Here is a 14,453-nt window from a genome sequence, read left to right on the forward strand (position 1 = left end):
CAGAGGTCCAGTGCGCCGCTCTTGCGGATGGCTGGATCGGTAGAGGTCGCCTCTGCAGCCAGAATGCGGCGGCGCATCGACGGACTCCCTGGAAATCAAGCGGTTTCCGGGGAGCTGTGGTATGCTGAAAGCGACGCTCTTGGCAGTCAAACACTATAATCAACGGAAGGATACAGAATGTTGAATATGAATTACGCTACGACGCTGGCCTCCCTGGTCCTCTTTGCGCTTCCAGTCTTCGGTCAAGTAGAAGAGGGATCTGTCTATTCGATTGGTTCAGTAACACAAGGATACGAGGCGCACCTTGGACTTGATCTTGACGTGAGCGGCGACAGGGCTATCGCACGTTCAAGGGAGCGACTCGGGGATCAGTATGACGCTGGAGTTGTGTACTTCCTGAAATTGGAAGATGGCCGATGGGAGGTAGAGCAGCTGGTATCTGAGCTGCCTGGAGGTCTTTCTAATTTTCAGATAGTCGCTCACCTTGCAATTGATGGCCATTCAGCTGCAGTTGCTGCGCAAACGCAGGTCTCTCCAGGTATCTGGGAGTACCAGCTGTATATGTTCGAGTACTCAGAGGCGAACGGCTGGGAGCTCACAGTTGAGCTTGAGGTTCCGAGGATTGACGGCTTTAAGCTAGTCGGTCACCTGGATTTAGAAGGCGACATTCTGATAATGCAAGCTCGCGAGACCATCGTCTCATTCGAGCGAAGGAATGGAGTCTGGAGACGGATCGGTAATATCTATCCCGACATTGCGCCATTCTTGAACTTTGTAAGTTTTACTTGGCCGAGCAAGCCGGTCATTTATGGCGGTAAAGTTTACACACGATATAGAGCGCTCAATCTAGGGCCGCAGTCCCCTCAGGTTCATGTGTTTAGCCGTCTAGGGGGCCGCTGGACTGTCTCCGAGATCTTCACAGTGCCATTTGAGGCTTATAGCCCGTACTCCTCAACAGGCTTGATTTATGCGGCGGATGTGGATGGTGAATGGTATATGAGTTGCGCACTAGATAGTTGCGCGGGGTGTTTGCCCTATGTGACTGTCTATAAGAGGCGACCGACTGATGGGCGATTTGAGTATCACTCACGACTCGGGCCAAACTCGTCTTTCCCAACCACTCCGCACACGGGTGACCAGTTTGGTGCGTCTATCGACATTGAATCTGGCCGTGTCGTCATTGGAGCGCCGTTGTCCGGAAATGTTTCACAACGCCCGGTTGGCCGCGCATATGTGTTCGAGTATGACGCGGTTCAAGATGCGTGGATTGAAACGCGTGTTCTGGTTGACCAGCGATTGATGGTGCCTAGTGCGACTACTTACGGTAGCTTTGGCTGGAATGTTGCGCTGCATGACGGCGGGATTATTGCGTCTAACTACCTCGGCATGACCGATAACGGTGAGCTCAACTCAACTGGTTCTCTTCACTTTTTTCCGGACGCTGTAGGCACAACTTCATGCCAAGGCACCCTGTCACCCCAGAGTGAGCAAGTGAGCTTGAGTATCGATGGTTCAACCACTCCGTCAGCTGGCGGTATTCGGCTTACCGGTAGCGGCTTGCCGCCGTTCTCACCTCTGATCGTGTTAGCATCCACCCAGCCCGCTGCTATCAACCTTCCCGGAGGAAGTGGTGAGCAGTTTTGTACTGGTAGTCCTCGCCTCCAAACCGGAGGGTTCCAGCTTGCGCTCGGAGACGGAACTTTTGAGACTGGATACGATCTGAGCGAGAGTCCCTTTGGGACGTTTTCCGCAGGCGAAACACTTCATTTCCAGTTGTGGTTCAGAACACCAACGAGCTGGGGACAGAGTATAGGCTTGTCAAATGCAGTCTCTTTTAAATTGAATTGAAAGATGCCTTGTGACGTAGTTTAGTTTTGTTTGTGGATGCTCGTTACGCCCAAGCCTTCGAACGCAGCGAGCATCCCCGAACGAAACATTCGTCATTGCCTGTGGCGATTAAGGAATGTAGCTATGCTCTGTCTGTTGGGGGCAGGCCAGGTCGACTATTCCCCGAACTGCTGCACCGAGTATCCTAAGGTGGCCTCAACAATGCCCGTAGATCACACCCGATCAGGCGGCGACTTCAACTCAACCCGTATCTGCTCGACAAGGTTGCGCTTCACCGCCCGCTGCGTGCGGTCATACCCGGTCCGGCTGGACATCGGCGCCGTGAACTCGACGCAGCGTTTTGAATCCTCGTTGGGGCTCAATGTTCACTTCCACTCCCTCTACCTGGACGGTGTGTACGTCACGCGCAGCGCTTTCGAGTCTCCCGTCTTTCTGCCCGCGGATCCTTTGACGTCGGCGGAGGTCGCACGTGTGCACGGTGACGCGATCGAGCGCATCCGTCGGGTGCTGAAGCGCTACTCCCTCGACCCGATCGCACTCGGTCTGCCCCTACGCAAAGGCGACGACCCCCCTTGGGAGTACGCGGACGCGGGCGCTGATGAGCAGCCGCTTCTCGATTTTGGCGACGCGCGTGATGATGCGTTCTTTCCGGCCCTGAAGGCTGCCTCGGTGAAGTCACTGGTGCCTTTCGGTCCTGGTGCTGGGCAGCCGCTGAAGCGCCTCATCGACCCTGATCTCGGCCTTGCGTTCCAGTCGTCGGGTTGGGGAGGTCAGTACGTGCCGCCTCCACTGGTGGTGAACGCTGACGGGTTCTCGTTGCATGCGGCGACGCTGATCCGGAAGGGTCAGCGGGCGCAGCTGGAGAAGCTCTGCCGCTACGTGACGAGGCCCGCCATCAGTCTCGAGCGCTTCGAGGTCCGTCCCGATGGCATGGTCTCATGGCTGTTACGCAAGGCCTGGCGTGATGGGACCAAGGGATTCGTCATGACTCCGTACCAGTTCATGGCTCGACTGGCGGCGCTCGCGCCGCATCCGTGCGAGCATCAGTTGACGTATCAGGGAGTGCTGGCCCCGGCCTCATCATTGCGTGATCTGGTGGTCCCGCGTCCCGTGGTTCGGAAGGAGCCGAAGGATGTGGACGTCGCCGATGAAGACGGCTCGAAGAGTGCGGGGGAGTCGTCGAAGGACCAGAGATACATCCGCTGGGCAGATCTCTTGAAGCGGGTTTTTTCGGAGGATGTTCTCCGCTGCCCGCGCTGCCGGGGCCGCAGGCACATGATCTCGGTGATCACAGATCCGGAGACAGCGCGGAGGGTGCTGGAGGGAGTGAGAGCGGCGGCGAGGAGGTCATCCGATTCGCTGGGTGGGAGAGACCCGTCGTCGCCGGGGCCGAGTCGTTCCCCACCGGCAGAGCCCGAGGTCCGAATACTGATGCCGCCTCGGCCGTGTCTACTTCACGGGGCGGCTGGACTTCGGGAAGTAGAAAGCTACGGAAGAGCAGCGCGCGGGCGATCGTGCTCGATGAAACAACAACAGCCAGCGCCTTGGGAAGGGTGCTGGCTGCAGGTCGTGGTGAAGCGAATCGGAGGTGCCGTTCGGAGAGGGGGAAATCGGGCGAGTTCGGCTCACCGAAGAGGTCGCTGGCCGCTCGGACACTCCCGCGTGGCCGGTGAGGATGGGGGTAGCGCAGAATCGGGCCCCAGGCTATCGAGACTGGCGTGTCGACACCCCGCTTGAAAGTCCTATTCGCTATCTCCTACGGATGCCGGAGAAGATCCGCGACCAGATCTCCAGGTGGGGCGTATGCAAGGACGAGGTCCAGTCAGGCAACGGCTGGCAGGAGCAGCTCTACGTGCGCGAGGCTCGACGCATGGTCGGGAACTTCGTGATGACGCAGAACCACTGCGAGGAGAGAGAACGGGTGCAGGACTGCTTCGGCATGGGCGCGTACACCTTGGACTCCCATCACGTGCAGCGCTACGTCGACGGGAATGGGCACGTTCGTAATGGGGGCGATGTGGAAGTCGCTGGCTTCCCCCCCCTACCCGTTCAGCTTTCGCCCACTCGTCCCAAAAACATCAGACTGCAAGAATCTGCTGGTCCCCGTTTGCCTTTCTGCTAACCACATGGCGTTCGGGTCGATCCGGATGGAGCCCGTGTTCATGGTTCTCGGACAACCGGCGGCGACGGCAGCGTGTCTGGCCATCGACCAAGAGTCTCCTATCCAGGGGATTCAGTACGAACAGTTGAAGGCCAGGCTCATCGCCGACGGTCAAGTCCTGAACCTCGCCATCGCGGGCGAGGATGATTGAGCCCGCTCCTCAGCTCTCACGGTGCAGGCTCGTCGAGGCGCGCCTCCCGGATCGCCGCTTCCAGCTGGGAAGCAGCCCCGGGAGGCTCAATCTTCGACTTCGGCGTGAAGATCACGGATCCTCCACTGACCAGAAGGAACCCGCCGGGCGTCACGTCGAGCCGATCGAAGTCAGCGTAACGCACCTCCATCGGCTCACCATTCTCGGTCGTCTCCAGGTGTTCGGGGAAGAAGCGGACCCACAGTTCACGGCCATACGCGGGTGACCGCTCGCCCAGGGCGAGCATCCGACGGCGATAGCTGAGCTCGTGCCAGATGAAAAAGACGCTCCCCCAGAAGTAAAGCGCCGAGAGGATCCCAGGTCTCGCGACCATCAGGGCGAGGGTCAGCACGCCGAGGCCGAGCCCGAACTTCGGGAGGTGCTTGCGGAGTCTCAGCCGGTAGCGCACCGACTCGTCGAAGGCTTGCTCCAGATAGGCGCGGTCGCGGACGATGCGACATGTGGCAATCGGTTCGGATCCCATGCGAGGAAGATAACGAGTAGGAATTTCAAGCGGGGTGGCGATCTGACTCACGGCTCGGCCCCATGGACGATGACGCCGGGCGTGCCGATCAGACTCGACCCGCCTCGGCGGAACTCTCTCCATGGGCCGCTTCGCGGGCGATGTTCTGGACTCAGGCCCCTCCGGGCAGGTGTCGTTCACGCCCGATCTCAGCGCGCTCCCGACGCCGTCGGGAAGCGTGGCCGCCGCGCCCGGCGATACCGTGTGCTTCCAGTTCTGGTATCGCGACATGGTGGCGGGGCAGACCACCTCGAACTTCTCGGGCGCACGCTGCGTCACGTTCCGCGACCTGCCCTGAAAGCGAGGCCGGGGAGTGGATCGGCGAGCGCGGCCAAGGCTCGGATGGGCGACAGCCTCACGAGCCACGGTTTCTCGGGTAACCTGGGCCCAGGTCGTTGCTAAGGCCCTCCGCCATGAAGATCCAAATGATGTACCCCAAGCTCGCCGGCCCGCTCGCTCCCGTTGTCCTCTGCGCCCTGGCGTCCTGCGCGGCGACGGAAATCGATACGAGTGGGATGCTGCCCTCACCCTCTGCGGAGCCCCATCGAGTGGCGGAGCCCCCTCGCGCCGCGGAGTCTCAGCGCTCGATGTGGGCGGATTCGAAGCATCGCGTTCACGGAACCGTCGTCGATCCCTCGGGCGCGGCAATCGCCGCGAAAGTCGCGCTGGTCAGCGACCGTGGGTCTTCGAGCACCTCGGTGTCCGATGGAAGCTTCGAACTCGGCACGAATAGCGACTTCCCCGTGACACTCTGCGCGTGGACGAAAGCGGGCAAGATCGGCTGGCGAATCCTGGAGACTCCACCGGGTGATCAGGCCGTGACGCTCGAGGTGAGCGAGGACGGCGCTTTCCTCACGCTCGTGGCGGGGAGCCACGACGACCGCGTGTCGATCCTCAGTGACAATATCCCGCTCAACAACGTGAAGTTCCCGTCGGGCAAATCCCTCGAATTCGTCGTGCCCGCAGGGGACGTTTCCTTCGGCACCGTGGGAACCCAGGAGCACGCACCGGATCGCCGCTCGGCGCGCATGGTGCCTGGATCGTCCATGACCGTCAGCTTCTGAGGCGGCGGTTGAGAGCGCCATGGAGCGCCGTGCGGTGACAGCGGGGGGCAGCGTGGGGGGGGCAGCGTGAAGGGAGCGGAGGCGTCCCGCTCACAACGGCCGGGGTCCGGCTCACCCCAGCCAGGGAAATCCGAAGGCTCCAGGGGTCTAGGGTCTGTCAGTCGCCGCGCTTCGATCGCGGCGCTTCCCCATGACTTCCCATGGCCCTCTTTCCCATCCGAACGATGAACGTGACTCCCTCCGCGACCCAGGTCTCCCCGGCTTCCCCGATCACCAGGGCCCGTCCTTCGACCGATTCGCCGCGACGTCGGCGACTCTCGCTGGCTCCATCCCTCTTGCCCGTCCTGGCACTGTCCGTGGCATGGTCTGCCCGGGCATCGGCGCAGATCTGGGAGGTCGATCCGCTCCTCCAGATTCCCCTCGGCGCGGACGCCGGCTTCGTCGTCGCCAGCATCGGCGATCTCGACGGAGATGGCCTCCGGGACGGTCTGATCACCAGCGTCTCGGACAACGGGGACCGCGGCAGGGTCTACGCTGTTTCGACGGGCACGGGAGCCACGATCCTGAGCCTCGTGGGCCAGAGCGTCGGCGACTGGTTCGGGCACTCCACCGACGGTGTCGGTGACGTCGACGGCGACGGAGTGGCCGATCTCATCGTCGGAGCGCCCCAGATCCAATCCGGCGGAGCGGGCCAGGCGTCCATGCACTCCGGCGCGACCGGAGCGCGGCTCTGGACCGTCGATGGCGAGGCCTTGAACGACCGCTTCGGCTGGGTCGTCGCGGGCGCGGGCGACGTGAACGGAGATGGCCTCGACGACGTGGCGATCTGCGCACCTGGACATGATGCGGGCGGCATCAATGGCTCGGGCAAGGTCTACGTCCGGTCGGGTCTCGACGGAGCGCCGATTCGGTCCTTCGAAGGAGCCTCGGTCCAGGGCGCGTTCGGTGCGAGCTGCGGCGCCGTCGGCGATGTCAACGGCGATGGGATCAAGGATCTCGTCGCGTGCGCCCTTCGCGCAGGCTCCAACGGCAGGGGCGAGGCGACCGTCTTCTCAGGAAGCGACGGGTCGGTGCTCTGGACCGTGTCGGCGGGCGCCCAGGCCCAGCAGTACGGAAACTACTTCAGCGGAGAAGCGGGCGACGTGAACGCGGACGGGACCCCCGACGTCTACGTCATCGACTACGTGAACATCCAGCAACGGGGGCGCCTGTTCGTCTACTCGGGAACGGACGGCACCGTCCTTCATTCGATCCGGGGCACGGACCGCACCCTCTTGATGTTCGGTCGCGTTCGCATCGGCGATCTGGACGGTGACCAGCACGATGACCTCATGGTTTGCAGCGCCATGGGTTCCTACGGGGCCGCCTCCGCCGGCGTGATTTCGTTCTTCTCCGGGGCGACCGGTCGAAGCCTCGGGCGACACTCGTCGAGCGTTCCCTTGCTGCGACTCGGCACCGACTGCGTCTCGGTCGGCGATATCGACGGCGACGGTCGAGAGGATGTCTTCGCGGGCGTGGGAAGGATCTCTTCCGGCGTCGGTGGCGCCTTCGTTCTGCCGACAAATCCCGCGTCCCCGGCGGTCTACTGCGACGGCGCCGTGAACTCCACCGGGCGAGCTTCAGAACTCGACTACCGCGGCAGCCTGAGGCTCGCCAACGCGTCGCAACAGCTGACGTTCGCCCTCAGCGATCTCCCGGGTTCATCGACCGCCATCGCGTTTTGCAGCCTGAGCGCCGACTTTGCCCCGGTGGGCGACGGCTTTCGGTGCGTGGGGAACCCGGCCCTCCGACTGGTCAGTGTTTTCCTGCCCGGTAGCAGCAGCGACAGCGCATTCCTGCCTGCGCGGGTTCCGATCTCGGGCGCAACCGCGGCCGTGATCGGATCGCCCTGGTACGTTCAGGCGTGGTATCGGGATGCGCAAAGCGCTGGCGCGGGGTTCAACCTGTCCTCGGCGCTGCGGATGATGTTCCGGTAGTGGCCAGACGGGCGAGGCAGGATGCAGGAACGCGACGGGCGAGGCACGATGCAGGAACGCAAGGAAGCCAAGGAACAGCGGACGCCTTGGCTCCTCCTCGTGCTCATGTGGCTCGTACCGGGCTCGATGCAGCTCGTTCAGGAGGCCACGTACAGTCGTGCGCGCGGTCTGGGCCAGTTCGATCTTCTGACGGACGCGCCTGCCTATCTCATGACTTGGCTTCCATGGGTCTTGCTGACGCCGCTGGTCGCGTCGCTCTCACGGCGGCTGCGACCCGCCAGGATCGGCTGGCCGCGCGTGCTCCTCGGCCACGCGCTCGCCGCCTGCGCGCTGGGTACGCTGCATCTTGTGATGGTCGGGTGGCTCAGGGTCCACTTTCCGCCGGAGCACTGGCCCGCAGACTGGGTGCCCGCCTCGGTGGTCCTCTGGCTCAGGCAGTCCTTCTGGAGCTTCCAGCCCCAGGGGGAGCTGCTCGCGTACGGCGTGGTCCTTGCGGCGAGCCTCGCGGGCGAGGAGCGGCGTCGCGTGGCGGCCAGTCACTCCCGCGCTCTGCGCCTCGAGGCCCGGCTGGCGGAAGCGAAGCTCACGGCGCTCCAGGGTCAGCTGCGGCCGCACTTTCTCTTCAACGCGCTCAACTCCTGCCTCGTGCTGGTGCAAGAGAATCCCGCGGCCGCGGAGCGGATGCTCCGAAGGATCAGTGAGCTTCTGCGACGCTCGCTGGAGTCGGACGAGCGCGGAGTGGTGCCTCTGCACGAGGAGCTGGACGTGGTCGAGCTGTACCTCGGGATCGAGCGGACTCGGTTCGCCGACCGCCTTCGCACGCACGTCGACGTGACGGGGGAAGCGCTCGAAGCGGAGGTCCCCGCCTGGCTGCTCCAGCCGCTCGTGGAGAACGCCATTCGGCACGGTCTCGCGCCACGGCGTGAAGGAGGCCAGCTCTGGATTCGTGGCCGGCGCACCGATTCCGTCGAACAGAGGCTGCTTCTGATCGTCGAGGACGACGGGGTGGGCCTGGAGGTCGGCGCCTCCGCCGGTCGTACCGTACAGACCGGCGGAGTCGGACTCGAGAACGCACGCGCGCGGCTCGAAGCTATCTACGGGGCGAACGCCACGCTGGAACTGGGCCCCCGAACCGGCGGCGGGACTCGCCTGGAAATCGAGTTGCCCGCGTCGATCCCGGTGGATGCCGGGGGGCAAGCGACGCATGCCTGAGGTCCACGGAGTTCTGATCGTCGACGACGAGCCTCTCGCGCGGCTCGGCCTTCGGCGCGCGATCGAGCCCATGGGGGGCTTCGACGTCCTCGGTGAATGCGGCGACGGAGTGGCCGCGCTCCGGTCGATCGAAGAGCTGGCGCCTGACGTGGTGCTCCTCGACATCGAGATGCCCGAGGCCAGCGCGTTCGATGTCCTCGAAGCTCTCGGAACCCGACCCGGTCCGGCGGTGATCCTGGTGACGGCCTACAGCGACCACGCACTTGACGCCTTCGACGCGGGGGCCATCGACTACGTGCTCAAGCCCGTGGATCCGGAGCGTCTCGCCCTGGCCCTGCATCGAGCGGTGAACTCACGCGCCGCTGGTGCGACGCCGAACGCGGCCTTTGCCGGGCGCGTCGTGACCCGGTTGGGGGGCCGCATGCGCGTCGTTCCCGTCGAGGAGATCCACTCGATCGAGGCAGCGGGCACCTACGTTCGGCTCTGCACGGAGTCGGAGTCCATCCTGCACCGCGAGAGCCTGGCCCAGATCGTGGATCGCCTGGATCCCGCCGCTTTCGCGCGGATCCACCGGTCGGCCGCGGTGGCGCTGGCGCAGATCGTGGAGCTGACGCCCGCGGGCCACGGAGACGCGGAGGTCCTGCTGCGAAACGGGACGAGGCTGCCCGTGAGCCGAAGTTATCGAAAGGAACTGGCGGCGCGACTCCGCGAGTAGCCGGACGGGCGTCCCCATGTCGTTCCGCTGGCGTATTCTCAGGCGGGGACAGCCAGCGCGGGCCGTTCCGGGCTGACCGGACGCCCGACTGGATCCTGGGGCCGCGGATGGCCGAGAAAGGATCCATGGCAACGAAGTCGAAAGCCGTGGTGCCGCTCGTGTTCTTCGCGCTCTTCTGGAACGGGATCGTCTGGACGTTCGATGCCGTTATCGGGTATCAGCTCTATCGAGTGCAGGACGCGCGCTCACGGTACGAGGAGGTCGAGGCCCGCGTGGTCAGCTCCAGCGTCCGCGCGAATCACTCCAGCGACGGCAGTACCTATGCGCCCAGCATCGAGTTTCTGTACGAGTTCGATGGGATGACATTCCGCTCGGACCGGCACGCATTTCTTTCGATCGCCACATCGGATCGGGGGTTCGCGACGGCCGCGTGTGAGCGCTTTCCCGTGGGCGCGGAGGTGACGGCCTTCGTCGATCCCGAGGACCCGATGGAGGCCGTGCTCGATCTATCGGGCAAGTCCTTCCCTGCGATGCTCCTGCTCTTCCTGACGCCCTTCAACCTCATCGGGCTCTCGATTCTCGGGATGATCTTCAACACGCTGCGGCGGCCTGAAGAGAAGTCGGCGGACGACGAATTGCGGGAGCGCTACATCGTCGTGGACACCGGGGACCACGTGGTGTTCGGCAAGGCGCGGATGCCCGCGCCCATGGTGGCGCTCATCTCGATGACGGCGCTCACGTTCCTTGCGTGCTTCGCGCTCGTCCCGTTCCAGGGGATCGGCGCGAGCCTGACCTCGGTGGTCACGGCGCTGTTGATCTGCGTCTTGGTGAGCGTGAGCTTCGCCGCCTGGCGCGTGAAGAAGGGCAAGGCGCCCGAGAACTTCCTGCACGTCGATCGGACGCGGAACACGTTCTCCTATCCGGCCAACGCTCCGGGCGAGCCGCTGGAGTCGATCCAGTCGATCCTGCACCAGCCCGAGGCCACCGGGGTCACGATCAACGACGTGCGGCAGTACAAGCACCGGTTCGAGGCGGAGACGCCCGACGGGGTCGTGAAGCTGTTCGAGGTGCGGACGGGTGAGGACGAGGGTGACAAGCTCTTGAGGCTACTTCGTACCGAGCTGCGGAAGGGCTGAACGGCGCGGGCGTTCGATGCTTGTGGCCCCGCGGGTAGCGCGCGGCGGGCGAAGATGGGATCCTGCCTCGATCTCGTTCCTCCCTCCTCACCCCGAAGCCCCATGCTGCTCTCTCTTCCGCTCCTCGTCGCCGCTACCGTCCTACCGCTGCAGGAGGCTGCCGGCACGTCGCCCGAGATTCGCGCCGAGGACATCGCGCGCCGGATCCAAACCCTGAGCTCCGACGCCTTCGGCGGCCGCGGCCCGGGCAGCCAGGGCGAGACCACCACGATCGACTACCTGATCGAGCAGTTCCAGGCCATGGGGCTCGAGCCCGGCGGCGAGGGAGGCGGCTGGACCCAGCCCGTCCCGATGGTGGAGCTGACGCCCGAAGCGTCGCCGAAGAGCCGCTTCGTGGGGCCTGGAGGCGAGGCGACCGAGCTGATGCACGGTCGCGATGTCGTGCTCTGGAGCGAGCAGCTCGGCGGGGAGATCTCCGTCGCGGACTCCGAAGTCATCTTCGCGGGCTACGGCATCGTCGCGCCCGAGTTCGAGTGGAACGACTACGCGGGCCTCGACGTCAAGGGGAAGACGGTGCTCGTCATGGTCAACGATCCGGGCTTCGCGACCCAGGATCCCGCGCTCTTCCGCGGGAACGCGATGACCTACTACGGACGCTGGACCTACAAGTTCGAGGAGGCCGAGCGCCAGGGCGCCGCGGCCTGTTTGATCATCCACGACGAGGCGGCGGCGGGCTACGGCTGGACCGTGGTGGACCAGAGCTGGAGCCGTCCACAGCTTCAGCTCGGCGGCGACGTCAAGGAACGCAGCCTGCGCGTCGACGGCTGGATCTCGGGCGACGCGGCGACCTCGCTCGTGGCCGCCGCCGGCCAGGACCTCGCGGCCCTCGCCGCCGCCGCTTCCACGCGCGAGGCGAAGTCTGGCCCGCTCCCGGGCGTCACGTTCTTCACGAGCTTCGGCAACCGCATGCAGCGCGTGACCTCGGCCAACGTCGTGGCCCAGCGCAAGGGCCGCACGAAGCCCGACGAGTACGTGCTCGTCTGCGCGCACTGGGATCACCTGGGAACGCGCGAGGGCTCCGAAGACGAGGACAACATCTACAACGGCGCCGTCGACAACGCGTCGGGCAGCGCGAGCCTCCTCGAGCTCGCGGAGGCGATCGCCGCCCAGGAAACCGCGCCCGCGCGCAGCATCCTGTTCCTTGTGACGACGGCCGAGGAGAAGGGACTGCTCGGCTCGAAGTACTACGCCGAGAACCCGATCGTTCCCCTCGCGAAGACCGTCTGCGGCCTGAACATCGACGTCGCGAACACGCTCGGCCCGATGAAGGACATCGTGGTCGTGGGTTACGGCGCCTCCGAGCTCGACCAGGACCTCGCGGCGATGGCCCTCGCCCAGGGCCGCACGATCGTCCCCGAGGCCTCGCCCGAGAAGGGCTACTACTTCCGCAGCGACCACTTCTCCCTCGCCAAGGTCGGCGTGCCCATGATGTACATGGGCGAGGGCACGGTCAGCGTGGAGCACGGCGAGGAGTGGGTGACCCGGAAAAAGGCCGAGTTCACCCGCAGGCACTACCACAAGCTCAGCGATGAGTATGACCCGTCCTGGGACCTCGGCGGCGCCGTCGAGGACGTTCAGCTGTTCCATGGGCTCGTGAACCTCTGGGCCAACGAGCCGCGGGGTCGCGAGTGGAGCGCGGACTCCGAGTTCCGGGCGGCGCGCGAGAAGAGCCTGCGGGGGCGCTGAGGATTTTCTCGCGACTCGCCTGTTACGGGCGAGTCGGGCCTGGCCTTGCAGGAGGGAACGCCCCGCGGAAGCCGCGGGGGTCCTTAGTCCCACGAGCCCCTATCCGGGCTTTCTCCTCGGCCCAGGCCCGCCATGCAACGTTCGGTAACACGCGCCCTTTCGTCTCTCACGCTTTCCCTCGCGGCGGTCGCCACCCCGGCTTCCGCGCAGGCGCCCATCTTCGAGCTCGGTCAGATCACCGCCCCGGGCGCCGCGGCGGGCGAGCGGCTCGGGGATCAGATCTCCCTCGCCCCAGGCTGGCTTTGCGGAGGGATTCCGAACCGGGACCTCTCGTTCACCCGCGCCGGCGTCGCGCTCGTCTGGCCGCGACAGAGCGGGAGCTACGGCACGCCCGTTTCCCTGGAGTCGCCTACGCCCACGGCAAACGGTGGCTTCGGCCTGGCGTGCGCGCTCAGTGGGACCGGTGAACTCGTCGTTTCCGAGCGCCGGTTCCAGGTCCCGGGGGCGAGTTCGCTGGGGGCCGTGCATCACTACGTGGAGCAAGCGGGCACGTGGATCAGCACAGGCCCGGTCGCAAACCCCGGGGCGTCCAACGACGGGTTCGGGCAGAGCGTCGCCTACGATGGCGACCTGATGGTGGTCGGGGCGCCGCTCGCAGGACCCCAGCCGGGACTCCAGGGCGTCGCTCATGTTTTCCAGCGAACCACGGGCGGCTGGACGCTGCTCTCGACCCTCGACGCGGGCGCGGGCGGCAACCTGGAGCAGTTCGGATGGTCGGTCGCGGTCCAGGGACGGCGCGTGCTCGTGGGCGCCCCACGTCATCTGGACGCCGGGGCGTTGCGCGGTGCGGCCTACTTCTTCGAGGAGGTGGGCGGCGTCTGGACGCGCGTGCTGCGGGTCGTGCCGGACGCGACCTCCGGCGATCGTTACTGCGGCGTCTCCGTGGCGATGGACGGGAACACCGCCGTCATCGGCGCCACCCAGACGAACCAGGTCGGCGCGGTCTATCACTACGAGCGCGCGGGCGGCGCGTGGTCCGAGATCGAGCGTCTGCAGCCCGGCAACCTGGGAGCGAACGCCACGTTCGGGCACTCGGTCGCCGTCCGTGGAGATCAGCTCGTGGTGGGCGCTTACCAGGACACCGCGGCCGGGCTCCTCGCGGGTTCCGCCTGGACGTTCGAGCGCGTCGGAGGCTCCTTCGTTCCGCGCGCGAGGCTCGTGCAGTCGAGTCCTCCCGCCTTCCACGGTTTCTCGGTCGCGCTCGATGGGGCCGGGGAGTACGTCGTCGGCCAGCCGATCGGTACGCCCGCCGGCGGGCCGTCCGCGAGCGGGATCCTGCGCTGGTACCGGCCTGAGCCCGAGATCGGAGCGAGCTACTGCACCGCAGTGAACCACTCCGGTGGGCTAGCGGGCCAGATCTCCGCGCTGGGGAGCGCCGTCGCGGCCAGCAACTCGACCACGCTCGTGGCCCATGATCTGCCCTCGAACGCGTTCGGCTTCTTCATCACGAGCCGAACCCAGGGCATGGTCGCGCAGCCCGGTGGGAGCCAGGGCGTCCTGTGCCTCGGCGGTGCGATCGGGCGCTACGTCGGACCCGGCCAGATCGCGAACAGCGGCTCGCTGCGGACCTTCCAGCTCGACCTCGATCTCTCCGCCATGCCGACGCCCAACGGACTCGTGCCCGCGCTTGCGGGTGAGACCTGGAACTTCCAGGCCTGGCATCGCGATCTCGTCGGAGGCAGCGTGACCTCCAACTTCACGGGCGCGGTCTCCGTGCTGCTCCAGTGACGCCCGGCCGCAGAACGGGACGCGGTCATCGACAATCGAACTCACCCCTTACCGAGGGACCCGCTCGATTCCGCCGATGTCTTTAGTATTCAGA

General features: G+C 65.3%; 13 protein-coding genes. 12 read left to right on the forward strand and 1 reads right to left on the reverse strand.

The genetic code is table 11. From position 1 onward, the window contains the following. The first annotated feature begins 186 nt into the window (after positions 1 to 186). The 4 genes from Poly30_RS05020 (at position 187) to Poly30_RS28150 (ending at position 4,160) form a co-directional block, all read left to right on the forward strand. A complete protein-coding gene (locus tag Poly30_RS05020; RefSeq protein ID WP_419190979.1) occupies positions 187 to 1,848 on the forward strand; it encodes a hypothetical protein in 1,662 nt (553 codons plus the stop codon). Positions 1,849 to 2,169: 321 nt separating this feature from the next. After that, the gene (locus Poly30_RS05025) at positions 2,170 to 3,585 is read left to right on the forward strand and encodes a transposase (protein WP_145194933.1); all 1,416 of its coding nucleotides are present in this window, start codon (positions 2,170 to 2,172) and stop codon (positions 3,583 to 3,585) included. A gap of 25 nt (positions 3,586 to 3,610) precedes the next feature. Beyond that, positions 3,611 to 3,970 (forward strand): FAD-dependent oxidoreductase, encoded by a 360-nt coding sequence (locus Poly30_RS28145; protein ID WP_419190980.1) that lies wholly within the window; start codon positions 3,611 to 3,613, stop codon positions 3,968 to 3,970. After that, the gene (locus tag Poly30_RS28150; RefSeq protein WP_419190981.1) at positions 3,864 to 4,160 is read left to right on the forward strand and encodes an FAD-dependent oxidoreductase; all 297 of its coding nucleotides are present in this window, start codon (positions 3,864 to 3,866) and stop codon (positions 4,158 to 4,160) included. The genes Poly30_RS28145 and Poly30_RS28150 overlap by 107 nt, the downstream gene beginning before the upstream one ends. Positions 4,161 to 4,176: 16 nt before the next feature. On the opposite strand, the gene Poly30_RS05035 is transcribed toward Poly30_RS28150, so the two are convergent. Continuing rightward, the gene (locus tag Poly30_RS05035; RefSeq protein WP_145194934.1) at positions 4,177 to 4,683 is read right to left on the reverse strand and encodes a YcxB family protein; all 507 of its coding nucleotides are present in this window, start codon (positions 4,681 to 4,683) and stop codon (positions 4,177 to 4,179) included. 121 nt (positions 4,684 to 4,804) lie between these two features. Here Poly30_RS05035 and Poly30_RS05040 point away from each other — a divergent pair, with 121 nt between their 5' ends. From Poly30_RS05040 to Poly30_RS05075, 8 genes are all read left to right on the forward strand, one after another. Next, complete coding sequence (locus Poly30_RS05040) at positions 4,805 to 5,020, forward strand: hypothetical protein (RefSeq protein WP_145194935.1); 216 nt, start codon at positions 4,805 to 4,807, stop codon at positions 5,018 to 5,020. 127 nt (positions 5,021 to 5,147) lie between these two features. Beyond that, complete coding sequence (locus Poly30_RS05045; RefSeq protein ID WP_419190982.1) at positions 5,148 to 5,786, forward strand: hypothetical protein; 639 nt, start codon at positions 5,148 to 5,150, stop codon at positions 5,784 to 5,786. Positions 5,787 to 5,986: 200 nt separating this feature from the next. Then, on the forward strand, positions 5,987 to 7,762 hold the full coding sequence (locus Poly30_RS05050; protein ID WP_145194937.1) for an FG-GAP-like repeat-containing protein: 1,776 nt from the start codon (positions 5,987 to 5,989) through the stop codon (positions 7,760 to 7,762). A 21-nt stretch (positions 7,763 to 7,783) separates the two neighbouring features. Then, the gene (locus Poly30_RS05055) at positions 7,784 to 8,974 is read left to right on the forward strand and encodes a sensor histidine kinase (RefSeq protein WP_145194938.1); all 1,191 of its coding nucleotides are present in this window, start codon (positions 7,784 to 7,786) and stop codon (positions 8,972 to 8,974) included. Further along, a complete protein-coding gene (locus tag Poly30_RS05060; protein WP_419190983.1) occupies positions 8,967 to 9,689 on the forward strand; it encodes a LytR/AlgR family response regulator transcription factor in 723 nt (240 codons plus the stop codon). Before Poly30_RS05055 ends, Poly30_RS05060 begins: the two co-directional genes overlap by 8 nt. A gap of 125 nt (positions 9,690 to 9,814) precedes the next feature. Continuing rightward, positions 9,815 to 10,825: a DUF3592 domain-containing protein gene (locus Poly30_RS05065; protein WP_419190984.1), complete on the forward strand. Its 1,011-nt coding sequence runs from the start codon at positions 9,815 to 9,817 to the stop codon at positions 10,823 to 10,825. Positions 10,826 to 10,927: 102 nt separating this feature from the next. Beyond that, positions 10,928 to 12,571, forward strand: coding sequence for a M28 family peptidase (locus Poly30_RS05070; RefSeq protein WP_145194941.1), 1,644 nt, complete (start codon positions 10,928 to 10,930; stop codon positions 12,569 to 12,571). A gap of 132 nt (positions 12,572 to 12,703) precedes the next feature. After that, the gene (locus Poly30_RS05075; protein ID WP_145194942.1) at positions 12,704 to 14,359 is read left to right on the forward strand and encodes a hypothetical protein; all 1,656 of its coding nucleotides are present in this window, start codon (positions 12,704 to 12,706) and stop codon (positions 14,357 to 14,359) included. Positions 14,360 to 14,453: the final 94 nt, after the last annotated feature.

Source organism: Saltatorellus ferox, assembly GCA_007751475.1.
Classification (GTDB): Bacteria; Planctomycetota; UBA1135; order UBA1135.